This is a genomic window from Pseudomonas sp. SCB32 (assembly GCF_009189165.1).
In the GTDB taxonomy this organism is placed as follows: Bacteria; Pseudomonadota; Gammaproteobacteria; order Pseudomonadales; family Pseudomonadaceae; genus Pseudomonas.
On record NZ_CP045118.1, the window covers coordinates 5,832,654 to 5,855,784 of the forward strand.

Consider the following 23,131-nt stretch of genomic DNA (forward strand, 5'->3'; position numbering starts at 1 on the left):
GAGAAATGAAAAAGCCGCCCGAAGGCGGCTCTTTCCAGAACGGGCTCGCTTACAGCTGCGGGCCGGCGCTCTTGATGGCGTCGCTCACGTCGAACTTCTTGAAGTTCTCAATGAACTTGCCGGCCAGGCCCTTGGCGGCTTCGTCGTAGGCGGCCTTGTCTGCCCAGGTGTTGCGCGGGTTGAGCAGGATAGTTTCGACGCCCGGAACGGCCTTGGGCACGTCCAGGTTGATGATGTCCAGGTGCTCGGTCTCGGCGCCGATCAGAGCACCGCTCTGGATGGCGGCGATCACGCCACGGGTGGTCGGGATGTTGAAACGCTTGCCAACGCCGTAGCCACCGCCGGTCCAGCCGGTGTTGACCAGGTAGACCTTGGAGCCGAAGGCCTTGATGCGTTTGATCAGCAGCTCGGCGTAGACGCCGGCCGGACGCGGGAAGAACGGCGCGCCGAAGCAGGTGGAGAAGGTCGACTTGATGCCGCCGCCCGAACCCATTTCGGTGGAACCGACCAGCGCGGTATAGCCGGACAGGAAGTGGTAGGCCGCCTGCTCGTTGTTCAGGATCGACACGGGCGGCAGAACGCCGGTCAGGTCGCAGGTCAGGAAGATCACGGCGTTCGGTTCGCCGCCGAGGTTCTGCTCGGAACGCTTCTCGACGTGCTCCAGCGGGTAGGCCGCGCGGCTGTTCTGGGTCAGGCTGTCATCGGCGTAATCCGGGGTGCGGTTGTCGTCGAGGACGACGTTTTCCAGCACGGAGCCGAACTTGATGGCTTTCCAGATGACCGGCTCGTTCTTCTCGGACAGGTCGATGCACTTGGCGTAGCAGCCGCCTTCGATGTTGAAGACAACGCCTTCGCCCCAGCCGTGCTCGTCGTCGCCGATCAGGTAGCGGCTTTCGTCAGCGGACAGGGTGGTCTTGCCGGTGCCCGACAGGCCGAAGAACAGGGTGACGTCGCCGGCTTCGCCGATGTTGGCGGCGCAGTGCATCGGCAGTACGTCTTTTTCCGGCAGCAGGTAGTTCTGTACGCCGAACATGGCTTTCTTCATTTCACCGGCGTAGCGCATGCCGGCGATCAGCACTTTCTTCTGGGCGAAGTTGAGGATCACGCAGCCATCGGAGTTGGTGCCGTCACGCTCGGGCACGCACTCGAAGTTGGCGACGTTGAGGACCTGCCACTCTTCGCGGCCAGCCGGGTTGTACTGCTCGGGCTCGATGAACAGCGCGCGGCCGAACAGGTTCTGCCAGGCGGTAGCGGTGGTCATTTTCACAGCCAGGTAGTGGTCGTGGGCCGAACCTACATGGACGTGGGAAACGAAGTGATCCTGGGTGTTGTTGAAGGCCTGGACACGGTCCCACAGGGCATCGAACTTGTCGGCCGGGAACGGGCGGTTGATGGCGCCCCAAGCGATGGAGTCCTTGCTGCCCGGCTCTTCGACGATGAAACGGTCGGCAGGCGAGCGGCCGGTGCGGTGGCCGGTTTTCACGACCAGCGAGCCGTTGTCGGCGAGTTCGCCTTCGCCGCGGCGAATGGCTTCTTCAACCAGTTGGGCAACGCTGATGTCGGTGTAAACGGCTTTATTGGCTTGCGTCATGTGGGTCCCCGTCGGCCGAAGCCGAGTCCTCCAAACATTGCGTAGTGACTTCTAATTCCCACTACCGCGGAAAAAAGTCGCGGGATTATGCCAGAAAAGAACTGTTCTCGTGCAGCCTCTGATCCGGCAAGAGCGCCATCGGTGCGGCTATCGGACGGATAGATGCAGTTAATGGCGGGTTTCTGACGGTGTCTTGCTACCACCGCCGGAGAACAGCTGGGCAACGTCCGAACCATCGAACAGATAACGCTGGTTGCAGAACTGGCAGTCGATGACGATCTCGCCATCCTCCTCGGCCAGCAGACGCTCGGCGTCTTCCTGCCCAAGGCTGACCAGGGCATTGGCCGAGCGTTCCCGCGAGCAGCTGCAGCGGAACACCAGGGCCTGCGGGTCGAACAGGCGCACATCATCCTCGTGGTACAGGCGGTGCAGCACGGTGGCGTTGTCCAGGCCCAGCAGTTCCTCGGCAGTGAGGGTGTCGGCCAGGGTGGTGACGTGCTGCCAGCTGGCTTCCCGCGACTCCGCATCGCGCTGGCGATCGACCGGCAGCTGCTGCAGCAGCAAGCCACGGGCGCGACGGCTGTCGGCGTTGAGCCAGAAGCGGGTCGGCAGCTGCTCGGAGGTGGCGAAGTAGGTCGACAGGCACTCGGCCAGGGTCGCACCTTCCAACGGTACGATACCCTGGTAGCGTTTGCCGTTCTTCGGATCGACGGTCAGGGTCAGCACGCCGTGGGGCATCAGGTCGGCGAGCCCTGCGGCATCGCCGATGGCATCCGCGTCGTAACGGGCCAGGCCACGCACTTCGCGATTGCTGGAGCACTCCACCATCAGCAGCGGCACCGCGCCATTGGAGCGTGCCTGCAGTACCAGCAGGCCGTCGAACTTCAGGGTGCCGCACAGCAGCGCGGCGGCGGCCAGCATCTCCCCGAGCAGTTGGGCGACCGGCTGCGGATAGGGGTGCTTGGCCAGCACTTCGGCGTAGCTGCGCTCTAGCTCCACCAGTTCACCGCGGACATCGGTGTTGTCGAACAGGAAACGCTGACTTTGATCGATCTGAGACATGCTGGGCACAACGCTGGGAAAGGCACTAGTAAATGACAAGTTAATGGCAAAGGCCTATAAAGCGCGCTTTGCAGCACCCACCCATACCGAGGGTGGTCCCGTGAGAGCCTGTTAACGATCTGCTGCACATCGGCATAACTGCGTTAGAAACAGGCTCGGAATGCTTATTTACAGCTCGTAAACTCCGCTTCCTCGCCGGCTTTTGCCGAGTTCTGCTCTAGCGCGCGAGATCGTCAGCAGGGTCCAAGGGGGTATCGATTTTATGGATAAAGCCAATCCGTTCCAAGCCACTTGGTCCTGGAAGCCCTTTATCGCCTGTCACCTGTTCGCGCTCGCCCTGCTTCTGCTGTGGCTCTGGGAGCCCACCCGGGCGGCGATGGACCTGTTCGACTTCAGCCTGTTCAGCCTGCTCAACGAACCCCTGGCGACCCACAGCGCCTGGCGCCTGACCTGGGCCACGGCAAGTACCCGCCCGTTCGACCTGCTGGTCGGAGTGATCCTGCTGCTCCTGCTGATTCGTGGCGACTGGATCTTCAAGGCCAGCCAGGCGCGCGCCGCCACCTTCGGCTTCCTCTGCGCCGCCGTGGTACTGGTGGTGGTCCGCATCCTCTACGCCAAGATCGCCCACAAGCTGGGCTGGCAGCATGCGAGCATCTCCCGCCTGAGCGAAGGCGCCGTGCACCTCGGGGGCTATTTCCCCGGCTGGCAGGGCACCGTCTTCACGATCAAGGATGCCTCGGCCCGCAGCTTTCCCGGTGACCACGCCTCGGTGCTGCTGATCTGGGCCCTGTTCCTCACCCTGTTCGCCCGCACCGCCCTGCAGTGGGTGGTGATCTGGAGCCTGGCGCTGCTGTTCATGCTGCCGCGTCTGGTGGCCGGCGCCCATTGGGGCCAGGACGACTACATCGGTGGCGTGCAGATGGCGCTGTTGGCCCTGGCCTGGAGCTGCTTCACCCCGTTCGCCGCCAAGGGCAGCGCCGCGCTGGTGCGCTGGACCCAGCCGCTGTTCAACCTGCTGGCGAAGATCCCGCTGCTCAACCGCCTGAGCGTCATCGCCGCCTGAGCCAGCCGCCGATCACTCCTGATCGCGGAAACTGAACAGCTGACGACGCTGCTTCTTGGTCGGTCGCCCATCGGTCTGCACACCCAGGGCGCCGGCCTTGCGCATGGCCGATGCGTCCTCTCGGCGCTTCACGCTGTCGGCGGTTTCCTCATACAGCAGTTGGGCTTCCGGGGCGCCACGGCGCACCACGGACAGCGCCTTCACCACTACCGTGCGTTCATCGAAGCCGGTGCGGATCACGTATTCCTCGCCGACCTTCGGTTCCTTGCCCGGCTTGCAGCGCTCGCCCCGGCAATGCACCTTGCCGCCGTCGATGGCCTCCTTGGCCAGCGAGCGGGTCTTGTAGAAGCGCGCCGCCCACAGCCACTTGTCCAGGCGGATCTTGTCGTCGTCTTTTTCGCTCACTTCATTACCTCGTCATGCGGGTCTGCGAGTGTACCGCGCGCCCCGCTGGCGGGGCACAATCGCCCTGACTAGAATGCCGGCAAACGCCGGGGACGCTTGCCTTGAAGACATTCGACCAGCTGTCGGTAATCGGATTGCGCGAATGGATCGCCCTGCCTGAACTGGGCATGGTCGGCCTGCGCGCGAAGATCGACACCGGCGCCAGCACTTCCAGCCTTCACGCCAGCGACATCGTGCCGTTCAAGCGCGACGGGCAGAACTGGGTCCGTTTCGTCGCCCACCTCGGCACCCAGGTACAACGTCGCCACCGTTGCGAAGCCCCGGTGGTGACGATGAAGACCATCAGGAGCTCCAATGGCCAGGCCCAGACCCGCTATGTGATCCGCACCCTGCTGGCCCTGGGCGACCGCGCCTGGCAGGTGGAATTCACCCTGGCCTGCCGCAAGACCATGCGCTACCGGGTACTGCTAGGCTCCAAGGCTTTGGTCCACGGCCAGCTGGTGGTCAATCCCGGCCTGACCTATGTCCAGGAAAAACCTCTCATCATGGTTTCCTCCCCCCCTTCAGGTGATCAATGAAAATTGCTGTGCTGTCGCGCAATCCGCGCCTGTATTCCACCCGTCGGCTGGTGGAGGCCGGGCAGCAACGTGGCCATGAGATGGTGGTGATCGACACCCTCCGCGCCTACATGAACATTGCCAGCCACAAGCCGCAGATCCACTATCGCGGCCAGCCGCTGGAAGGCTTCGACGCGGTGATCCCGCGCATCGGCGCATCGGTGACCTTCTATGGCTGCGCGGTGCTGCGGCAGTTCGAGATGATGGGCGTGCTCCCGCTCAACGAGTCAGTGGCCATCGCCCGCTCGCGGGACAAGCTGCGCTCGCTGCAACTGCTGTCGCGCAAGGGCATCGGCCTGCCAATCACCGGTTTCGCCCACTCCCCCGACGACGTACCGGACCTGATCGAGATGGTCGGCGGCGCACCGCTGGTGATCAAGCTGCTGGAAGGCACCCAGGGCATCGGCGTGGTGCTCTGCGAGACGGAGAAGGCCGCCGAGTCCGTGCTGGAGGCCTTCATGGGGCTCAAGCACAACATCATGGTGCAGGAGTACATCAAGGAAGCCGGCGGCGCCGACATCCGCTGCTTCGTGGTCGGTGACAAGGTGATCGCCTCGATGAAGCGCCAGGCCGCGCCCGGCGAGTTCCGCTCCAACCTGCACCGAGGCGGTAGCGCCAGCCTGATCAAGATCACCCCGGAAGAGCGCATGACCGCCATTCGCGCCGCCCGCATCATGGGGCTGAAGGTCGCCGGCGTGGATATCCTGCGCTCCCACCACGGTCCGCTGGTGATGGAAGTGAACTCCTCGCCGGGCCTCGAGGGGATCGAGACCACCACCGGCAAGGACATCGCCGGGGTGATCATCGAGTACCTGGAGAAGAATGGCGGGCCGCATCTGGCGAGGACAAAAGGCAAGGGGTGAGTCGGGGCTTTCGCAACGCATGCGTTGCGCCGGCGAACGCCAGGCCAAGGATGGCCTGGCAGGACTCTCAGGAAGCACGTAGTTGCGACAGGGATGTCAGGAACGCTCCCTCATGAAGCACCCTTCGGGCTTGCAGGTTCGATCGGCGGATAAAGCGTTCCGCTTTATTCGCCCTACAGGTGATTCTTCTTCCGCCTTCGTTGCCACGCTGAACCATTCGCGAACAAGCTCGCTCCTACACGTTACCCCGCAGTAATCGGACTCCTCTCATGCCGTCTTCCCGATCCAGCACCGAACTCAAATGGTCGCCCATCGAAGGCCGCGTCGCCCTGGTGGCGCCGGCCTCGGCCATCGCCGAAGAGGTACTGGAAGCCACGCTGCGCCAGCTGGAAGTGCTGGGCGTGGACTACCACCTGGGCGAGCACGCCGATGCACGCTATCGCTACCTGGCCGGCACGCCGCAACAGCGCCTGGAAGACTTCCACGCCGCCTTCGAGCGAGACGACATCAGCGCCGTCTGGTGCCTGCGCGGCGGCTACGGCTGTGGACAACTCATCCCGCAGCTCGACTGGAAGCGCCTGCAGGCCGCCTCGCCGCGCCCGCTGATCGGTTTCTCGGACATCTCCATCCTGCTCAGCGCCTTCCACCGCCACGGCCTGCCGGCGATTCACGGGCCGGTGGCGACCGCCCTCGGCCTGCAGCCGCTCAGCGCGCCCAGCGAGCAGCGCGAGCGCCTGGCCTCATTGGCCTCGGTCAGCCATGTACTGGCGGGCAATCCGGGCAAGCTGGCGGTGCAGCACCTGGCTGGCCCGAAACAGGCCGTGGCGGGCCAACTGATCGGCGGCAACCTCACCGCGCTGGCCTGCATGGCCGGCACCGAGGGCGCGCTGTACGTACCGGACGGAGCGATCCTGATTCTCGAGGACGTGGGCGAGCCCTACTACCGCCTCGAACGCAGCCTCTGGCAGCTGCTCAACAGCCTCGGCGGGGCGCGCCTGGGCGCGGTGTGCCTGGGTGGCTTCACCGACTGCCCGCGCAAGGGCGTGGCGCACAGCCTGGAAGAGATCATCAGCGAGTATGTCAGCGCCCTGGGCGTGCCGCTTTACCACGGCCTGCCCAGCGGCCACGGCGCGCACAACCGCGCCTGGCCCTATGGACGCCAGGCGCTGCTGGAAGGCAAAGCCCTGCGCTGGGATTAGCGTCTGTTTACGATCTCGCGGGCTAGAGCAGAACAAGGAGAGGACAGCTGAGAAAGCGAAGTTGACTGCAGTCAATGAGCACTTCTCGGCTGGCCTCAACGCAGTTTTGCCGACGCGCAGCAGATCGTAAGCAGGCTCTTAGTGGGCGTCGCGCGGCAGCAGCAACCCCAGCGGCAGGCAGACCCGCGCTTCCACACCACCGCCCTCACGGTTGCGCAGCTCGATGCTGCCGCCGTGCTGCTCGGCGATGCGCTTGACGATGGCCAGTCCCAGGCCGGTGCCTTTGCCGCCACGCGCCTTGTCACCCCGGAAGAAGGGATTGAAGATGTTCGCCAGCTCCTGCGGATCGACGCCGGCGCCACGGTCGAGCACGCTGAGCACCACGTAGGGCGCAGCGCCGCCACCGGCCACATGCGCCGCCACTTCGACCTTGCCACCGCCGTGGTTCAGACCGTTCTCGATCAGGTTGCCCAGCAGGCGCTTGGTCGACACCCGGCGGAAGCGGAACAGCGGCAGGGTATCCAGGCACAGGCGCACGCGATTCCCGTTCTGGTTGAAGGCATCGGCCACTTCGCGGATCAGGTCGGCCAGGTCACCCTCTTCCACCGGCTCGTCGCGGCCATCGCGGATGAAGGCGAGGAACTGGTCGAGGATGGCGTCCATGTCCTCGATGTCGCGGACCATGTCCTCGACCATCTCGCGGTCGCTCTCGGGCATCAGTTCCAGGGACAGGCGCAGGCGCGTCAGCGGCGTGCGCAAGTCGTGGGAAACACCGGCCAGCATCAGCTCGCGCTCGCGCCCGGCCTGCTCGACGTCGTCGGCCATCTGGTTGAAGGCGCGGTACACCTCGGCCATCTCGCTGGGGGTTTCCGGCCCCAGCGGCAGGCGCACGCTGCGCCCCTTGCCGAACTCGCGTGAGGCGAACACCAGGCGCTTGAGCGGCTGGCTGAGCAGGCGCACGAAGATCCACGCCGCCGCAGTGGACAGCAGGCCGATGCCGAGGAACCAGCCCAGCACGCTCCAGATCTGCTGGCCCCGCAGCGGGTGCGGGTACAGCGGTACGCCGATCCAGCCGTCACCCAGGGTCGGCGCGCGAACCCAGAGCATCGACGGATGATGGATGCGCAGGCGGGTCTCGGTGTCGATGCCCAGCTCCATGCGCATCTGCCGCTGGAAGATCTCGGTGTACGGCCAGTGCACTTCCTCCGGCTGCCCCTGCTCGTGGGGCGCCCACTTGAGCCCGGCGGACTCGGCGATGGCTTCGCGCGACTTCTCGTCCGCCGCCCAGTAGGCACGCACGGTCAACGCGGCACCGTGGCTGTACTGGCGGTCGACCAGCATGTCCTCGTTCATCAGCAGGTAGACCAGGGTCAGCGCCTTGGAAAACAGCACGACGATGAGCACCAGCCAGAGGGTGCGGGCGAAGAAGCTTTGCGGGAACCAGAGGGGTGTTTTCAAGAAGGCAGTACCAGCGGAACACGAACGGCCGGGGCGAAAGGGCTCGCCCCGGCGGGGTCAATCACTTGCGGGCGGCGCCATCGGGCACGAACACGTAGCCCACGCCCCAGACGGTCTGGATGTAGCGCGGCTTGGACGGGTCGGGCTCGATCAGACGGCGCAGGCGGGAAATCTGCACGTCGATGGAGCGCTCCAGGGCGTCCCACTCGCGGCCACGGGCCAGGTTCATCAGCTTGTCGCGGGTCAGCGGCTCGCGGGCGTGCTGCACCAGGGCCTTGAGCACGGCGAACTCACCGGTGGTGAGCATGTGCACTTCATCGCCTTTCTTCAGCTCGCGGGTGGCCAGGTGCAGTTCGTAGTCGCCGAAGGTGACGATCTCGTCCTCACCCGCCGGTGCGCCCGGCACCAGCGGCGCCTGGCGGCGCAGCACGGCCTTGATCCGCGCCAGCAGCTCGCGCGGGTTGAACGGCTTGGCCAGGTAGTCGTCGGCGCCCTGCTCCAGACCGGAGATGCGGCTGGACTCGTCGCCCTTGGCGGTGAGCATGATGATCGGGATCTGGTTGTTCGAGTCGCGCAGGCGCTTGCACGCGGAGAGGCCATCCTCGCCGGGCATCATCAGGTCCAGCACCACCAGCTGGAACAGCTCGCGGGCCAGCAGGCGGTCCATCTGCTCGGTGTTCTCGACGGCGCGGACGCGGTAACCCTGCTCATCGAGGAAGCGTTCGAGCAGACGGCGCAGGCGCGCGTCGTCATCGACCACGAGGATCTTTTCGCCTTCCGGCAGGTTGGCAGCGTTACTCATGGAAACTCCCAGAATCTGATTCGGCGGGCATTATCGCCCAGCCGCCGTGCATCACGGCCTGTCCATTGTTAGCAGATTTTTCCCCGACCAGCCGACCACCGGGTGAAATTGTCGTGGGTATAATGCGGCGCTTTTGCGGCGGGGCGTTGTCACAGAGCCTGTCAAATGACCGGGAAGCCCGGTCCAGATGCTCTTTTATGTGCCTGTTCATGATCTTGCGAGCTAGCGCAGAACAAGGCGAGGGCGACTGAGAAAGCAGAGTTGACTGCAGTCAACGAGCATTTCTCTGCTGGCCTCAACGCAGTTATGCCGACGCGCAGCAGATCATGTGCCCCGTTTTCGATTGTCTTGTCAGGTGGATTCATGGACAGCATCAACACCCGTATCGCCGAAGAGCTTTCCGCACTGCCCTCCGGCCGCGTTCAACCGCAGCAAGTCGCCGCTGCCGTCGCATTGCTCGATGAAGGCTCCACCGTCCCCTTCATCGCCCGTTACCGGAAAGAAGTCACCGGCAGCCTGGACGACACCCAGCTGCGCATGCTCGAAGAACGCCTGCGTTACCTGCGCGAGCTGGAAGACCGCCGTGGCGCGATCCTCGCCAGCATCGAGGAACAGGGCAAGCTGACCCCGGAGCTGGCCCGCGAGATCAAGCTCGCCGATACCAAGACCCGCCTCGAAGACCTCTACCTGCCCTATAAGCAGAAGCGCCGCACCAAGGGCCAGATCGCCCTGGAAGCCGGCCTGGGCGAGCTGGCCGACGCACTCTTCAACGATCCGAGCCTGACGCCGGAAACCGAAGCCGCACGTTTCGTCGATGCCGAGAAAGGCTTCGCCGACACCCGCGCCGTGCTCGAAGGCGCCAAGTACATCCTCATGGAGCGCTTCGCCGAGGACGCCACCCTGCTGGACCGCCTGCGCGGCTTCCTCAAGGACAACGCCACCCTCACCGCGCGCATGGTGCCGGGCAAGGAAACCGAAGGGGCCAAGTTCAGCGACTACTTCGAGCACGACGAGCCGCTCAAAAGCGCCCCGTCGCACCGCGCCCTGGCGATCTTCCGTGGCCGCAACGAAGGCATCCTCAGCGTTGCGCTGAAGGTCGGCGAAGAACTGCCGGGCACCTCGCACCCGTGCGAGATCATGATCGGCGAGCGCTTCGGCGTTTCCAACCAGGGCCGCGCCGCCGACAAGTGGCTGTCCGAAGTGGTGCGCTGGACCTGGAAGGTCAAGCTCTACACCCACCTGGAAACCGACCTGCTGGGCGAGCTGCGCGACGGCGCCGACGCCGAAGCGATCAACGTCTTCGCGCGCAACCTGCATGACCTGCTGCTGGCCGCCCCGGCCGGCCCGCGCGCCACCCTGGGTCTGGACCCGGGCCTGCGCACCGGCGTGAAGGTCGCCGTGGTCGATGCCACCGGCAAGCTGCTGGACACCGCCACCGTCTACCCGCACGTGCCGAAGAACCAGTGGGACCAGACCATCGCCGTGCTCGCCGCGCTGTGCGCCAAGCACCAGGTGGAGCTGATCGCCATCGGCAACGGCACCGCCAGCCGCGAGACCGACAAGCTGGCCGCCGAGCTGATCAAGAAATACCCTGCGCTCAAGTGCACCAAGATCATGGTCAGCGAGGCCGGCGCTTCGGTGTACTCGGCGTCGGAACTGGCCGCCAGGGAATTCCCGGAGCTGGACGTATCGCTGCGTGGCGCCGTGTCCATCGCCCGTCGCCTGCAGGACCCGCTGGCCGAACTGGTGAAGATCGAGCCGAAATCCATCGGCGTCGGCCAGTACCAGCACGACGTGTCCCAGCTGCAGCTCGCGCGCAGCCTGGACGCGGTGGTGGAAGACTGCGTGAACGCCGTGGGCGTGGACGTGAACACCGCCTCCGCCGCCCTGCTGGCGCGCATCTCCGGCCTGAACAGCACCCTGGCGCAGAACATCGTTGCGCACCGTGACGCCAACGGCGCGTTCCGCACCCGCGACGACCTGCGCAAGGTCAGCCGCCTGGGCGACAAGACCTTCGAGCAGGCCGCCGGCTTCCTCCGCGTGATGAACGGCGACAACCCGCTGGACGCCTCCGCGGTGCACCCGGAAACCTACCCGCTGGTGCAGCGCATCGCCGCCGACACCGGTCGCGACGTGCGCTCGCTGGTCGGAGACTCGGGGTTCTTGAAGCGCCTGGACCCGAAGAAGTTCACCGACGAGCAGTTCGGCCTGCCCACCGTCACCGACATCCTCAAGGAACTGGACAAGCCCGGCCGCGACCCGCGTCCGGAGTTCAAGACCGCCGAGTTCCAGGAAGGCGTCGAGAGCCTGAAGGACCTGACACCGGGCATGGTGCTCGAAGGCGTGGTGACCAACGTTACCAACTTCGGCGCCTTCGTCGACATCGGCGTCCACCAGGACGGCCTGGTGCACATTTCCGCGCTGTCGGAGAAGTTCGTCAAGGACCCGTACGAAGTGGTCAAGGCCGGTGACATCGTCAAGGTGAAGGTCATGGAAGTGGACATCCCGCGCAACCGCGTCGGCCTGTCCATGCGCATGAGCGACACCCCCGGCGAGAAGGTCGACGGCCCGCGTGGCGGTGGCCGTCCCGGCAACGGCGCGCCGCGCGGCGAGCGCAGCGCAGCACCGCGCCAGCAGGAGAAGGCCCCGGCGAACAACGCCATGGCCTCGCTGTTCGCCAACGCCAAGCAACTGAAGAAGAAGTAAGGAAGGTCCATGAGCGAGATGCCCAGCCGCGACACGCTGATCAGTGCGTTCAGCGATATGGTCGGCCTCGAGCCGGTCAGTATCGGCGACGGCGTGGCCGAGGTGAGCCTGAATATGGGTGATCACCTGCGCAACCGCGGCAACATGATGCACGGCGGCGCGCTGTTCTCGCTGATGGACGTTGCCATGGGCCTGGCCTGCTCCAGCGCCCATGGTTTCGACCGGCAGAGCGTCACCCTGGAGTGCAAGATCAACTACATCCGCGCGGTCGCCGAGGGCGAAGTGCGCTGTGTGGCCAAGGTCCTGCACGCCGGGCGCCGCTCGCTGGTGGTGGAGGCCGACATCCACCAGGGCGACAAGCTCGTCGCCAAGGGACAAGGCACCTTCGCCCAGCTGTAAATAGCGCCGCGCCATCTGACCTATGCTGTACGCCGGCCCCAGGAACCATGGGCGCCGGCGTACAGCCTCAAGAGCCTGTTTTTATCGCAGCCCTGCCGACGCGCAGCAGATTGTAAGTAGGCTCGATGCAAGCCAGGCGACCACGCCGGTAGTGTTCTCCCCTTGTAGACCGCTCAGTCCACCCCCATAGTGGGGCGACTGCCGTGTGAAGGACTTCCAACTTGAGCGACCAACTCTCCCGCCGCCTGGCTCTGCTCGGCGATGCTGCCAACCTGTCCCTGCTCACCCAGTGCCTGCACGGTATCGAGCGCGAATGCCTGCGCGTCGACGAGCAAGGCAAGCTGGCGCTGACCCCGCATCCGCGCGCCCTGGGCTCGGCCCTGACCAACCCGCAGATCACCACCGACTACTCCGAATCGCTGCTGGAATTCATCACCCCGACCGCCAGCAGCGTCGAGCAGACCCTCGACGAACTGGGCGAAATCCACCGCTTCGCCTACGAGAAGCTCGACGGCGAATACCTGTGGAGCCCGTCCATGCCCTGCGAGCTGCCGGATGAAGAGACCATCCCGATCGCCCGCTACGGCAGCTCCCACATCGGCCGCCTGAAGTACGTCTACCGCAAGGGCCTGGCCCTGCGCTACGGCAAGACCATGCAGTGCATCGCCGGCATCCACTACAACTTCTCCCTGCCCGAAGGGCTGTGGGAACTGCTGCGCCAGGAAGAAGGCAGCGAGAAGAGCGCGCGTGACTACCAGTCCCACCGCTACATCGCGATGATCCGCAACTTCCGCCGCTACAGCTGGCTGCTGATGTACCTGTTCGGCGCCTCACCGGCCCTGGACGCCGGCTTTCTGCGCGGCCGCCCGCATGGCCTGGAGTCGTTCGACGAACACACCCTCTACCTGCCCTACGCCACCAGCCTGCGGATGAGCGACCTGGGCTACCAGAACAACGCCCAGGCAGGCCTCACGCCCTGCTACAACGACCTCGACAGCTACATCGACAGCCTGCGCCGCGCGGTGAGCACGCCCTATGCGCCGTACGAGAAGGTCGGCACCAAGGTCGATGGCGAGTGGGTGCAACTCAACACCAACATCCTGCAGATCGAGAACGAGTACTACTCGAGCATCCGTCCGAAACGCGTTACCTACACCGGCGAGCGCCCGATCCAGGCGCTGATGGCCCGTGGCGTGCAGTACGTCGAAGCGCGCTGCCTGGACATCAACCCCTTCCTGCCGCTGGGCATCGATCTCCCCGAGGCGCGCTTCCTCGACGCCTTCCTGCTCTTCTGCGCACTCTCCGACAGCCCGCCGCTGGGCGGCTGCGAGTGCGGCGCGGCCACCAGCAACTTCCTCAAGGTCGTCAAGGAGGGTCGTCGCCCTGGCCTGAAACTGGAGCGCGGCGGCCAGCAGGTGGAGATGAAGGACTGGGCCAATGGCCTGCTCGACGCCATCGCGCCAATCATCGAACTGCTCGACCGCGCCCGTGGCGGCAGTCTGCACGCCCAGAGCCTGGACGAGCAGCGTGCCAAGCTCGCCGACGCCAACCTGACGCCTTCGGCCAAGGTCCTGGCGGAAATGCGCGAACGCGGAGAGAGCTTCGAAGCCTTCGCCCTGCGCTACAGCCGCCAGCACGCCGCGACCCTGCGCGCGCAGTCGCTGACCGCCGAGGAACAGGCACGCTTCGAGGACATGGCCAGCCAATCGCTGCAGGAACAGGCGGATCTGGAAGCGCAGCCCGAAGGTGACTTCGACACCTTCGTCGCGGCCTACCAGGCGAGCATCCTGGGGCTGCTCAGCGTCTGAGTGCGCAGCCAGGCAGAACGAAAAAGAGGCCCGAGGGCCTCTTTTTCATGCCCACACCACAGCGTCCTGTAGGAGCGAGCTTGCTCGCGAATGGGCCCGCTGCGGGATTGGTTCGCGAGGCCGAATCCATTCCCTACGGATAACGGCATTCCCCACATCCCTGTGGGTCACAAGCTCGCTCCAGCGAAAAGCGCCTTACAGGCTCTTCTCGAAGACCTGCGAGTTGCGCTGGTAGTTGTACAGCGAGGCGCGCGCCGTCGGCAGCCGGTCGACGCTGCTGGGCTGGAAGCCGCGCTCGCGGAACCAGTGGGCGGTGCGCGTGGTGAGTACGTAGAGGGTCTTCAGGCCAAGATTGCGCGCGCGCTGCTCGATGCGCTCCAGCAGGTCGTCGCCGCGTCCGCCGTGACGATACTCCGGGTTCACCGCCAGGCACGCCAGCTCGCCGGCATCGGAGTCGGCAATGGGATAGAGCGCCGCGCAGGCGATGATCAGGCCTTCGCGCTCGACGATGCTGAATTGCTCGATCTCGCGCTCCAGTACCTCGCGGGAGCGGCGCACCAGGATACCCTGCTCTTCCAGCGGGCGGATCAGTTCCAGCAGGCCGCCGACGTCCTCGATGCCCGCCTCGCGCAGCTGTTCGAACTGCTCCTGGGCGACCAGGGTGCCGTTGCCGGTGCGGGTGAAGAGTTCGCTGAGCAGCGAGCCGTCTTCGGTGAAGCTGACGATGTGGCTGCGCCGCACGCCGGCCCGGCAGGCCTGGGCGGCGGCATCGAGCAGCTCGCCCTGGTAGCTCGCGCCGAGGCGCTCCAGGTGCGCCGGCACCTGCTGCGGGCGCAGTTCGCGCACCAGCTTGCCATTGCCGTCCAGCAGGCCGCGCTCGGCTCCGTAGAGGATCAGCTTGTCGGCATCCAGCTCGATGGCGGCCTGCATGGCCACGTCTTCGCAGGCGAGGTTGAAGATCTCCCCGGTGGGCGAGTAGCCCAGCGGCGAGAGCAGCACGATGCTGCGCTCGTCGAGCTGGCGGTTGATGCCCTTGCGGTCGATCCGGCGGACTTCGCCGGTGTGGTGGTAATCGATACCCTCGACCACGCCGATCGGCCGCGCGGTGACGAAGTTGCCGGCGGTCACCCGCAGGCGCGAGCCCTGCATGGGCGAGGCGGCCATGTCCATGGACAGACGCGCCTCGATGGCGATGCGCAGGTTGCCCACCGCGTCGATCACGCACTCCAGGGTCGGCACGTCGGTCACCCGCAGCCCGTGGTGGAAGCGCGGCGCCAGCCCGCGAGAAGCCAGGCGCGCCTCGATCTGCGGGCGCGAGCCATGCACCAGGACCAGGCGCACGCCGAGGCTGTGCAGCAGGACCAGGTCGTGGACGATATTGCCGAAATTGGGGTCTTCGACACCCTCGCCGGGGAGCATCACCACGAAGGTGCAGTCCCGGTGCGAGTTGATGTAGGGCGAGGCGTGGCGCAGCCAGTTGACGTAGTCGTGCATTGCTTGAAAAGCCTGTCGTTCGAGTGGGCGGAAATCTGTCGGATGCGGCCGGAGCTCGGCCAGGGGCGGCGCGGTTATCGTCGTCGCATGTACATCGACAGGTTTCTCCTCTTGGATAGGTCGGGCCCGTGAGCCGGGCTCCATTCAGGCAAGCTTTACAGACAATAGTGACGGATCAGGCCGCGCAGCAATTGCACGGTCGGCTCGATTCGGTCGAGGGCAAGGTGCTCGTCAGGCTGGTGGGCGCAGGCGATGTCGCCGGGGCCCAGCACCAGGGTCTGGCAGCCGAGCTGCTGAAGATACGGTGCTTCGGTGCCGAAGGCTACCGCTTCCGCCGAATGCCCGGTCAGACTTTCGGCGATACGCACCAGCTCGCTATCGGCCGCCTCCTCGAAGGGCGGCACGGCGGGGAACAACGGGCGATAGTCGAGCCGCACCGCATGGCGCTCGGCGACCGGCCGCAGGCGCTCGCGGATGGCCTGGCGCAGCACCTCCGGCTGCATGCCGGGCAGCGGGCGCAGGTCGAACTCCAGGGCGCACTGGCCGCAGATGCGGTTGGGGTTGTCGCCGCCGTGGATGCAGCCGAGGTTGAGCGTCGGCTGAGGCACGCTGAACTGCGGATTGGCGAATTCGCGCTGCCATTCGCCACGCAGCACCAGCAGCTCGCCGATGGCCGCATGCATGGCCTCCAGCGCGCTGTGACCCAGACGCGGGTCGGAGGAGTGACCGCTCTGACCGACGATATCGATGCGCTCCATCATCACGCCCTTGTGCAGGCGGATCGGCTTCAGGCCGGTCGGCTCGCCGATCACCGCCGCGCGCCCCAGCGGCTGTCCCGCAGCGGCCAGCGCGCGGGCGCCGGCCATGGAGCTTTCCTCGTCGCAGGTGGCGAGCAGGATCAGCGGTTGCTTCAGGGGCTGGTCCAGCAGAGGCAGCAACGCCTCGATGGCCAGCGCGAAGAAGCCCTTCATGTCGCAGGAACCCAGGCCGAACCAGCGACCGTCGCGCTCGTCCAGGCGCAGCGGATCACTGCTCCACAGGGCCTCGTCGTAGGGCACGGTGTCGGTATGCCCGGCCAGCACCAGGCCGCCGGGGCCACTGCCCAGCACGGCGATCAAGTTGAGCTTGCCCGGCGAGACTTCCTGCAGCTGGCAGGCGAAACCCAGGTCGTCCAGCCAGCCGGCCAGCCGCTCGATCACCGGCCGGTTCGACTGGTCCAGCGCGGGCTGGGTGCAACTCACCGACGGCAGCGCGAGCAGCTCGGCGAAGCGTTGTTTCAGGGGCGGCAACGACATGGCGTTCTCCGAAGACTTTCTCCCCACTATGAACCAAGCCAGCCTGCGGTAAAACCTCGCGCCGCCCGGCAGGCATGCCGAACTACCTGTAAACTGCACACCTTTGATGTCTTTTTTCGCTCCCGTCCCAAGGCTTTCGCCGGACGGGCGCAACCGCCCTGACCCGGACACCGCCATGCAGAAAGAAACCGAAATCAAACTGCGCGCCAGCCGCGAGACCCTCGAAGCCCTGCGCGACCACCCCGCGCTGAAGAAGCGCAACAAGTCCGGCTGGGAACTCCGCGAGCTGTTCAACCAGTACTACGACACGCCGGCCCGCGACCTGGCCCGCGCCCGCGTCGCCCTGCGCATGCGCCGCGACGGCGAGCAATTCATCCAGACCCTGAAGACCCGCGGCCAGAGCGTCGCCGGGCTGTCCGAGCGCAACGAGTGGGACTGGTACCTGGAGAAGAACAAGCTCGACCTGAAGAAGCTCGATGACCAGTGCTGGCCGGTCGCCCTGGCCGATCTGGACAAGAAGACCCTCAAGCCGATCTTCAGCACCGACTTCACCCGCCAGCGCGCCGAGATCGCCTGGGGCCGCGGCAAGACCAAGGTAGTCATCGAGGCCGCGCTGGACCTGGGCAAGGTGATCGCCGGCAAACAGGAAGAGGAAATCTGCGAGCTGGAACTGGAACTGCGCCAGGGCGAACCCGCGGCGCTGCTGGAGCTGGCAATCGAGCTGGCCGCCGACCTGCCGCTGATGCCCTGTGACATCAGCAAGGCCGAGCGCGGTTACCGGCTGTTCGACCCGGCCAGCTACAGCATCCAGCCCGACACCCAGAAGCTGCTGGCGGAGACCCCGCTCGACGGCGCCTTCGCCGCGCTCTCCTGGGCGCTGCTGGGCAGCAGCCAGCGCCTGGCCGAGCAATACCGCTTCAACGGCCACTGGCGTCTGCTGGAAGACTGGCTGCACCAGCTGATGGACCTGCGCGCCCTGCTCGGCAGCCTCGGCCAGGCCGTACCGCGCGCCACCACTCGTGAGCTGCGCGCCGCCCTCGATGCACTGATCGCCGACTGGCTGCCGCGCATCGAACAGGGTCGCAATGACGAAGCCGTGCGCCAGCAGATGCCGGACGCCTTCCGCGAGGAGCTGGCCAACACCCGCTGGGGCCAGTTCTCCCTGGGCGCCTCGCGCTGGCTGCTGGCCAAGTCCTGGACCGCCGAGCGCAACGAGCGCGCCAATCGCCTGGGCGGTGCGGCCGTCGGCAAGTGGCTGCAGCGCACCTTGGCCGAAGAGGCCCAGGCCATGCCCCTGCAACGCGCCCTGCAACAACCCGAGGTGCTCGCCGACCAGCTGCCGCGCCTGCAACGCATGCTGGTCTGGCTGCGCCCGGCGCGTGGCGTGCTGGAACTGCCGGAGGTCGATCGCCTGTACGGCGAGCTGGCCAAGCTGGAAGAACTGCTGGCCAGCCCGGAGGCCGAAGGTCGCCTGGAAGCCCTGGCGGCCCAGGCCCATACTGTGCTCACCCTCAAGCCGTGGAAGGCCCTTTTGAAATAAGCTGGCCCGGCATCGCGGCGGGCTGACCACAAGCCCGCCCCACACGAAGGGAGTCCGTATGTCCGCCTTTGCTCCATCCGCCCAGGACCGCATGCTCGATCTGGGCGACATTCTGCGCGAACTGGTGAGCCAGGGTCGCGTGGCCCAGGATGACGCCGAGCAGTGCATGGCCATCCGCCGCAGCGCGGTGAAGAACCAGCAGCACCCGCTGGAATTCCTCGCCGCGCAGCAGATCGAGGACCGTCAACGCAGCGGGCGCAAGCTCGACCTCGACGCCCTGGTGCACTGGCTGGCGGAACATTCCGGGCAACCCTACCTGCGCATCGACCCGCTGAAGATCGACGTCGCCGCGGTCACCCCGCTGATGTCCTACGCCTTCGCCCAGCGCCACCAGATCCTCGCGGTGGCCGTAGCGCCGGACGAGGTGACCATCGCCAGCGCACAGCCCTTCGTGCAGGCCTGGGAGAGCAATCTCATCCACGTCCTCAAGCGGCCGATCAAGCGCGTGGTCGCAAGCCCCGCCGACATCCAGCGCTTCACCGTGGAGTTCTACCGGCTGGCCAAGTCCGTCAGCGGCGCCACCGCCAAGGACCAGAAGATCAGCGGCGTGGGCAACTTCGAACAGTTGCTCAACCTGGGCGCCGCGGACCAGGAGCCCGATGCCAACGACGCGCACATCGTCACCATCGTCGACTGGCTGTTCCAGTACGCCTTCCAGCAGCGCGCCAGCGATATCCACATCGAGCCGCGCCGCGACCAGGGCACGGTGCGCTTCCGCATCGACGGCGTGCTGCACAACGTCTACCAGTTCCCTCCACAGGTCGCCATGGCGGTGGTCAGCCGCCTGAAATCCCTGGGCCGGATGAACGTCGCCGAGAAGCGCAAGCCGCAGGACGGCCGGGTGAAGACCAAGACCCCGGACGGCGCCGAGGTGGAACTGCGCCTGTCGACACTGCCCACGGCCTTCGGCGAGAAGATGGTGATGCGGATCTTCGACCCCGAGGTGCTGCTCAAGACCTTCGACCAGCTCGGCTTCTCACCGGACGACCTGCGCCGCTGGCAGAGCATGACCAGCCAGCCCAACGGCATCATCCTGGTCACCGGGCCGACCGGCTCGGGCAAGACCACCACGCTCTATACCACGCTCAAGCAGCTTGCGACTGATGAAGTGAACGTCTGCACCATCGAGGACCCGATCGAGATGATCGAGCCCTCGTTCAACCAGATGCAGGTACAGCACAACATCGAGCTGACCTTCGCCAGCGGCGTGCGCGCCCTGCTGCGTCAGGACCCGGACATCATCATGGTCGGTGAGATCCGCGACCTGGAAACCGCCGAGATGGCGATCCAGGCAGCGCTCACCGGTCACCTGGTGCTCTCCACTCTGCACACCAACGACTCGCCCACCGCTGTCACCCGCCTGCTGGAGCTGGGCGTGCCCTACTACCTGATCCGCGCCACCGTGCTTGGCGTCATGGCCCAGCGCCTGGTCCGCACCCTGTGCCCGCACTGCAAGGAACCGATGGAGCTGGACGAGGCGGACTGGCAGGAACTGACCCGCCCCTGGAACGCACCGCTGCCGACCGGCGCCCATCGCGCCGTCGGCTGCCTGGAGTGCCGCGACACCGGCTACCGTGGTCGTGCCGGGGTCTACGAGATCATGCTGCTGAGCGAAACCGTGAAGGAGCAGATCAGCGCGGACACCGACCTCATCCCGCTGCGCCGCCAGGCCTTCAAGGAAGGCATGCGCAGCCTGCGCCTGTCCGGCGCGCAGAAGGTCGCCGCCGGGCTGACCACCATCGAGGAAGTCCTGCGGGTCACTCCGCAGAGCGAGCAGAAGTAGCACCGCCGCGAGCTGGCGAGGCCGACGGCCTCAGGCCGGTCCAACCCTTGAAGGCACGGCGGAATGCACGATCATCGGAAAAGCCCAGGCGCTGCGCCACCGAAGCGATCGACGCGCCGCCGTCCTGCATGAGCCGCTCCGCGGATTCCTGCAGGGACGAGGCACGCAACTGCATATAACGGGTGCCATGCGCGCGCAACTGGCGGCGCAACGTGGCCTCGCTCATGTGCAGGATATCGGCGATGGTCACCGCCGACGGCAAGCGCCTGCCCTGGCGCAACGCATGGTCCAGCAACAGCTTCACCTGCGCCGGCAGCCCGTGCTCGTCCAGCGTCTCGATGATGAAGTTGTAGGGAAAACAGTCGAGGATCGCCGCCAGCTCCGCAGGCGTCCGCACCACCGGCCGGGCGAGCATGGCCTCATCGAGCAGCAGCGCGTTGCGCGGCTGATCGAACTGCACCGGTGCACCGAACAGTTCGAGCAGCCGGTTCGAGCGTTGCGGACGACCATAGACCAGCTCCACACCACGCAGGGCGAGGCGCTGGCCGCTCAGCCAGGCCAGCAGCGAAAGGTAATAGTGGAGGCCGATCAGGTCGCTGAGCAGCGCGGCATCGTCGCGGGTCGCATAGCGCGACGCCATGCTGAACCGCACCCGTTCACCCTCCCGCTCCAGCCGGCTGGAGCGGGAGGCCCCGACGAACATGATGCTGAAGCGATGACTGCGTTCGAGCACCGCACCGATATCCGGGCAGTTGATGACCGCGTGGCAGAGCATTTCGCCGGCCAGGTTGGCAAAGATAGGGGCGCTGTCGCGCGCGCAGCACAGGCGTTCGAGCGCATCCATCCGGTCGCTGAACATGCGCGCAAAGGCAGCAGGGTCCTGCCAGGAGTGCCCCTCCAACTCACCCGCAGTCACTTCCGGGGAATCGAAGCAGGCCAGGGCGTTGGCCAGTTGCGCCAGCAGCCCTTCAGTGAGATCGGAGCCGTCCATCGGTACCGCCGCAGCGAAGTCGGAGTCGCGTCGTCAGCACGCGAGTGATCGAAACTGTCCTACGATATTGCGCGCTTGTGTCCTTTGCAATGCAGGAGGCGCGCTCGATAGTGCCCGCTACTGACACCTTCATGCACAGCGAGGATGGACGGATGGCGGCGAAGCGATTGGCGGGCAGGACGGCACTGGTGACGGGATCGAGCCGGGGAATCGGGCGCGCTATCGCCCAGCGGCTGGCAGCGGAAGGCGCCACCGTGGTGGTGACCGCGCGCAGCGTGGACGCCTCCGCCGGCAACCCCGGCACGCTGCGGGAAACTGTCGAACTGATCGAAGCGAAGGGCGGCCGGGCCATTCCGATCGCCTGCGACCTGGAACGGCAGGAGGAATGCGAACGACTGATCGAGACGGTGACGAAGGCCGTCGGGCCGATCGACATCCTCGTGAACAATGCAGGTCTCGCCGAATACGTGCCGCTGGAAAGCATGCCGCTCGACTTGTTCGACCGCACGCTGACTCACTACCTGCGCGCGCCCTTCATCCTGACCCAGGCAGTCATCCCGCAGATGAGAGCCCGTGGTGCCGGCTGGATCGTCAATATCGGCTCGGTCACCGCGCAGCCACCGATCAAGCCCTACAGCGTGTTCGACACCGACGTCGGGTCGACCGTCTACGCCACCGCCAAGGCGGCGATGAACAGATTCACCCAGGGGGCGGCAGCCGAACTGCTGGCGTCGAACATCGCCGTCAACATGGTCGCGCCGTCCACCGCCATCCTCACCCCCGGCGCGGCCCGCTACATCCCGGATGACTATCCCGGCGAAAACGTCGCCTATCTGGCGCATACCGTCGTCGAGATGTGCCACCTGCCGGCCGCCGAGCGCTCGGGCCTGCTCGCCCATTCGATGCACTTCCCGGCGGCGCACAAGCTGGCGGTGCTGGACCTGGACGGCGCCACGCCGCTGCCACCGGCACAGATCCCGGCCTGGTCGCACCCGGCGGTGAATCCGTTCGGCGAATAGGCCATCCGCCAAGGGCAAATGCGTGCCGGCACCCGAGCGTTGTGCCATAACGGGGCGGACTATCCGCCACTTGAACCCGCAATTGAGACACGAGAAGAAGAGGACTGCATGAGCGAAAACATCATGGCCGGCGGCGTGGCCGTCATCACTGGCGCGGGCAGTGGCATCGGTGAAGCGATCGCGCGGATCGCCGCGTCACGCGGCATGAAGGTGGTCGTGGCCGATATAGCCGGTGATCGCGCCGAAGCGGTTGCCGCCGACATCCGCGCCGAGGGCGGCGAAGCGCTGGCGGTGGCGACCGACGTGTCCGACGCCGCGCAGCTCGATCGCTTGGCGCAGCGCAGCTACGAGGCCTTCGGCGAGGTGACCCTGCTGGTCAACAACGCCGGTATCGAGATGCTCGGCTACGCCTGGGAAATCCCCGCCGCCACCTGGGAAAAGACGCTGGCGATCAACGTCCTCGGCGTCATCCAGTCGGTGCGCGCCTTCGCCCCGCGCATGATCGCGGCCGGCAAGCGCGCCTGGATCGCCAATGTCGGCTCGGTCGGCTCGCTGGGCATGATGCCGATCCAGACCTCCTACATGGTCAGCAAGCACGCCGTGCTGTCGTTCAGCGAATGCCTCGCCCTGGAGATGGAACTGATCGGCGCGCCGATCAGCGTGTCCTGCGTGCTGCCCGGCCCCGTCGCGAGCCGGATCTTCACCGATGCGGTGATGGGCGAGGAAGGCGAGCTGTCCGGCAAGCACCGCTCGATCATGGCCGACATGCTGAGCACCCACGGCCTGTCGCCCATGCAGGCGGGCGAGATCATTCTCGACGGCATCGCCGCCGGAGACTTCTGGGTGCCCACCCATCCAGACCTGGCCGATGCCATGGCCCGGTCGCGCGCCGACTACCTGGTGAACGAGCGCCGTCCCCGGCTGCGTGACGAAGTGCGCGGACTGCTGTAACGGCACCCACGAAAAGCAAAAAGCC

At 66.1% G+C, this 23,131-nt stretch carries 19 protein-coding genes; 11 read left to right on the forward strand and 8 right to left on the reverse strand.

What is annotated here, in order from left to right; all coding sequences use genetic code 11:
- Nucleotides 1-49 precede the first annotated feature (49 nt).
- On the reverse strand, nucleotides 50-1,591 hold the full coding sequence (locus tag GA645_RS26585; RefSeq protein WP_152227057.1) for a phosphoenolpyruvate carboxykinase: 1,542 nt from the start codon (nucleotides 1,589-1,591) through the stop codon (nucleotides 50-52).
- Between the two features lie 168 nt (nucleotides 1,592-1,759).
- Nucleotides 1,760-2,653 carry an Hsp33 family molecular chaperone HslO gene (hslO, locus tag GA645_RS26590; protein ID WP_152227059.1) on the reverse strand — a complete coding sequence of 298 codons (894 nt, stop codon included), beginning with the start codon at nucleotides 2,651-2,653 and terminating at the stop codon, nucleotides 1,760-1,762.
- A 262-nt stretch (nucleotides 2,654-2,915) separates the two neighbouring features.
- Here hslO and GA645_RS26595 point away from each other — a divergent pair, with 262 nt between their 5' ends.
- A complete protein-coding gene (locus tag GA645_RS26595; protein WP_152227060.1) occupies nucleotides 2,916-3,716 on the forward strand; it encodes a phosphatase PAP2 family protein in 801 nt (266 codons plus the stop codon).
- Between the two features lie 12 nt (nucleotides 3,717-3,728).
- Here GA645_RS26595 and GA645_RS26600 read toward each other — a convergent pair whose 3' ends face one another.
- The gene (locus GA645_RS26600; protein ID WP_152227062.1) at nucleotides 3,729-4,121 is read right to left on the reverse strand and encodes an RNA-binding S4 domain-containing protein; all 393 of its coding nucleotides are present in this window, start codon (nucleotides 4,119-4,121) and stop codon (nucleotides 3,729-3,731) included.
- Between the two features lie 134 nt (nucleotides 4,122-4,255).
- Between GA645_RS26600 and GA645_RS26605 the strand changes: the two genes are divergently transcribed.
- The 3 genes from GA645_RS26605 (at nucleotide 4,256) to GA645_RS26615 (ending at nucleotide 6,800) form a co-directional block, all read left to right on the forward strand.
- Nucleotides 4,256-4,699, forward strand: a complete 444-nt coding sequence (locus GA645_RS26605; RefSeq protein ID WP_256676216.1) for an ATP-dependent zinc protease — start codon at nucleotides 4,256-4,258, stop codon at nucleotides 4,697-4,699.
- On the forward strand, nucleotides 4,696-5,601 hold the full coding sequence (gene rimK / locus GA645_RS26610) for a 30S ribosomal protein S6--L-glutamate ligase (RefSeq protein ID WP_152227067.1): 906 nt from the start codon (nucleotides 4,696-4,698) through the stop codon (nucleotides 5,599-5,601). The genes GA645_RS26605 and rimK overlap by 4 nt, the downstream gene beginning before the upstream one ends.
- 269 nt (nucleotides 5,602-5,870) lie before the next feature.
- On the forward strand, nucleotides 5,871-6,800 hold the full coding sequence (locus tag GA645_RS26615) for an LD-carboxypeptidase (RefSeq protein ID WP_152227068.1): 930 nt from the start codon (nucleotides 5,871-5,873) through the stop codon (nucleotides 6,798-6,800).
- Between the two features lie 138 nt (nucleotides 6,801-6,938).
- On the opposite strand, the gene GA645_RS26620 is transcribed toward GA645_RS26615, so the two are convergent.
- Both GA645_RS26620 and ompR read right to left on the reverse strand, forming a co-directional pair.
- Nucleotides 6,939-8,258 (reverse strand): ATP-binding protein, encoded by a 1,320-nt coding sequence (locus GA645_RS26620; protein ID WP_152227070.1) that lies wholly within the window; start codon nucleotides 8,256-8,258, stop codon nucleotides 6,939-6,941.
- A 61-nt stretch (nucleotides 8,259-8,319) separates the two neighbouring features.
- Nucleotides 8,320-9,060, reverse strand: a complete 741-nt coding sequence (gene ompR, locus GA645_RS26625; protein ID WP_152227072.1) for a two-component system response regulator OmpR — start codon at nucleotides 9,058-9,060, stop codon at nucleotides 8,320-8,322.
- Nucleotides 9,061-9,423: 363 nt separating this feature from the next.
- Between ompR and GA645_RS26630 the strand changes: the two genes are divergently transcribed.
- From GA645_RS26630 to gshA, 3 genes are all read left to right on the forward strand, one after another.
- On the forward strand, nucleotides 9,424-11,766 hold the full coding sequence (locus GA645_RS26630) for a Tex family protein (protein ID WP_152227074.1): 2,343 nt from the start codon (nucleotides 9,424-9,426) through the stop codon (nucleotides 11,764-11,766).
- Between the two features lie 57 nt (nucleotides 11,767-11,823).
- Nucleotides 11,824-12,165: a PaaI family thioesterase gene (locus GA645_RS26635; RefSeq protein ID WP_372239819.1), complete on the forward strand. Its 342-nt coding sequence runs from the start codon at nucleotides 11,824-11,826 to the stop codon at nucleotides 12,163-12,165.
- Nucleotides 12,166-12,386: 221 nt separating this feature from the next.
- On the forward strand, nucleotides 12,387-13,973 hold the full coding sequence (gene gshA / locus GA645_RS26640) for a glutamate--cysteine ligase (RefSeq protein WP_152227078.1): 1,587 nt from the start codon (nucleotides 12,387-12,389) through the stop codon (nucleotides 13,971-13,973).
- A 195-nt stretch (nucleotides 13,974-14,168) separates the two neighbouring features.
- Here the strand turns inward: gshA and argA are convergent, their stop codons facing one another.
- On the reverse strand, nucleotides 14,169-15,467 hold the full coding sequence (argA, locus tag GA645_RS26645; RefSeq protein ID WP_152227080.1) for an amino-acid N-acetyltransferase: 1,299 nt from the start codon (nucleotides 15,465-15,467) through the stop codon (nucleotides 14,169-14,171).
- A gap of 155 nt (nucleotides 15,468-15,622) precedes the next feature.
- On the reverse strand, nucleotides 15,623-16,762 hold the full coding sequence (gene argE, locus GA645_RS26650) for an acetylornithine deacetylase (protein ID WP_152227082.1): 1,140 nt from the start codon (nucleotides 16,760-16,762) through the stop codon (nucleotides 15,623-15,625).
- A gap of 175 nt (nucleotides 16,763-16,937) precedes the next feature.
- Between argE and GA645_RS26655 the strand changes: the two genes are divergently transcribed.
- Both GA645_RS26655 and GA645_RS26660 read left to right on the forward strand, forming a co-directional pair.
- Nucleotides 16,938-18,302: an inorganic triphosphatase gene (locus GA645_RS26655; protein WP_152227084.1), complete on the forward strand. Its 1,365-nt coding sequence runs from the start codon at nucleotides 16,938-16,940 to the stop codon at nucleotides 18,300-18,302.
- Nucleotides 18,303-18,360: 58 nt separating this feature from the next.
- A complete protein-coding gene (locus tag GA645_RS26660; protein ID WP_152227086.1) occupies nucleotides 18,361-20,145 on the forward strand; it encodes a GspE/PulE family protein in 1,785 nt (594 codons plus the stop codon).
- Here GA645_RS26660 and GA645_RS26665 read toward each other — a convergent pair.
- Nucleotides 20,120-21,136 carry an AraC family transcriptional regulator gene (locus tag GA645_RS26665; protein ID WP_152227088.1) on the reverse strand — a complete coding sequence of 339 codons (1,017 nt, stop codon included), beginning with the start codon at nucleotides 21,134-21,136 and terminating at the stop codon, nucleotides 20,120-20,122. The two genes, GA645_RS26660 and GA645_RS26665, sit on opposite strands and share 26 nt — an antisense overlap.
- Before the next feature lie 131 nt (nucleotides 21,137-21,267).
- Here GA645_RS26665 and GA645_RS26670 point away from each other — a divergent pair, with 131 nt between their 5' ends.
- Complete coding sequence (locus GA645_RS26670; RefSeq protein WP_218572344.1) at nucleotides 21,268-22,155, forward strand: SDR family NAD(P)-dependent oxidoreductase; 888 nt, start codon at nucleotides 21,268-21,270, stop codon at nucleotides 22,153-22,155.
- Nucleotides 22,156-22,263: 108 nt separating this feature from the next.
- Nucleotides 22,264-23,106, forward strand: coding sequence for an SDR family NAD(P)-dependent oxidoreductase (locus GA645_RS26675; protein ID WP_178119594.1), 843 nt, complete (start codon nucleotides 22,264-22,266; stop codon nucleotides 23,104-23,106).
- Nucleotides 23,107-23,131 lie beyond the last annotated feature (25 nt).

Coding starts and splice junctions, on each gene's coding strand:
- argE (WP_152227082.1), bottom strand. CDS start 16,762: ATGTCGTTGCCGCCCCTGAAACAACGCTTCGCCGAGCTGCTCGCGCTG.
- GA645_RS26630 (WP_152227074.1), top strand. CDS start 9,424: ATGGACAGCATCAACACCCGTATCGCCGAAGAGCTTTCCGCACTGCCC.
- GA645_RS26665 (WP_152227088.1), bottom strand. CDS start 21,136: ATGGACGGCTCCGATCTCACTGAAGGGCTGCTGGCGCAACTGGCCAAC.
- GA645_RS26675 (WP_178119594.1), top strand. CDS start 22,264: ATGAGCGAAAACATCATGGCCGGCGGCGTGGCCGTCATCACTGGCGCG.
- argA (WP_152227080.1), bottom strand. CDS start 15,467: ATGCACGACTACGTCAACTGGCTGCGCCACGCCTCGCCCTACATCAAC.
- rimK (WP_152227067.1), top strand. CDS start 4,696: ATGAAAATTGCTGTGCTGTCGCGCAATCCGCGCCTGTATTCCACCCGT.
- hslO (WP_152227059.1), bottom strand. CDS start 2,653: ATGTCTCAGATCGATCAAAGTCAGCGTTTCCTGTTCGACAACACCGAT.
- ompR (WP_152227072.1), bottom strand. CDS start 9,060: ATGAGTAACGCTGCCAACCTGCCGGAAGGCGAAAAGATCCTCGTGGTC.
- GA645_RS26615 (WP_152227068.1), top strand. CDS start 5,871: ATGCCGTCTTCCCGATCCAGCACCGAACTCAAATGGTCGCCCATCGAA.
- GA645_RS26660 (WP_152227086.1), top strand. CDS start 18,361: ATGTCCGCCTTTGCTCCATCCGCCCAGGACCGCATGCTCGATCTGGGC.
- GA645_RS26595 (WP_152227060.1), top strand. CDS start 2,916: ATGGATAAAGCCAATCCGTTCCAAGCCACTTGGTCCTGGAAGCCCTTT.
- GA645_RS26670 (WP_218572344.1), top strand. CDS start 21,268: ATGCACAGCGAGGATGGACGGATGGCGGCGAAGCGATTGGCGGGCAGG.
- GA645_RS26635 (WP_372239819.1), top strand. CDS start 11,824: ATGGTCGGCCTCGAGCCGGTCAGTATCGGCGACGGCGTGGCCGAGGTG.
- GA645_RS26655 (WP_152227084.1), top strand. CDS start 16,938: ATGCAGAAAGAAACCGAAATCAAACTGCGCGCCAGCCGCGAGACCCTC.
- GA645_RS26585 (WP_152227057.1), bottom strand. CDS start 1,591: ATGACGCAAGCCAATAAAGCCGTTTACACCGACATCAGCGTTGCCCAA.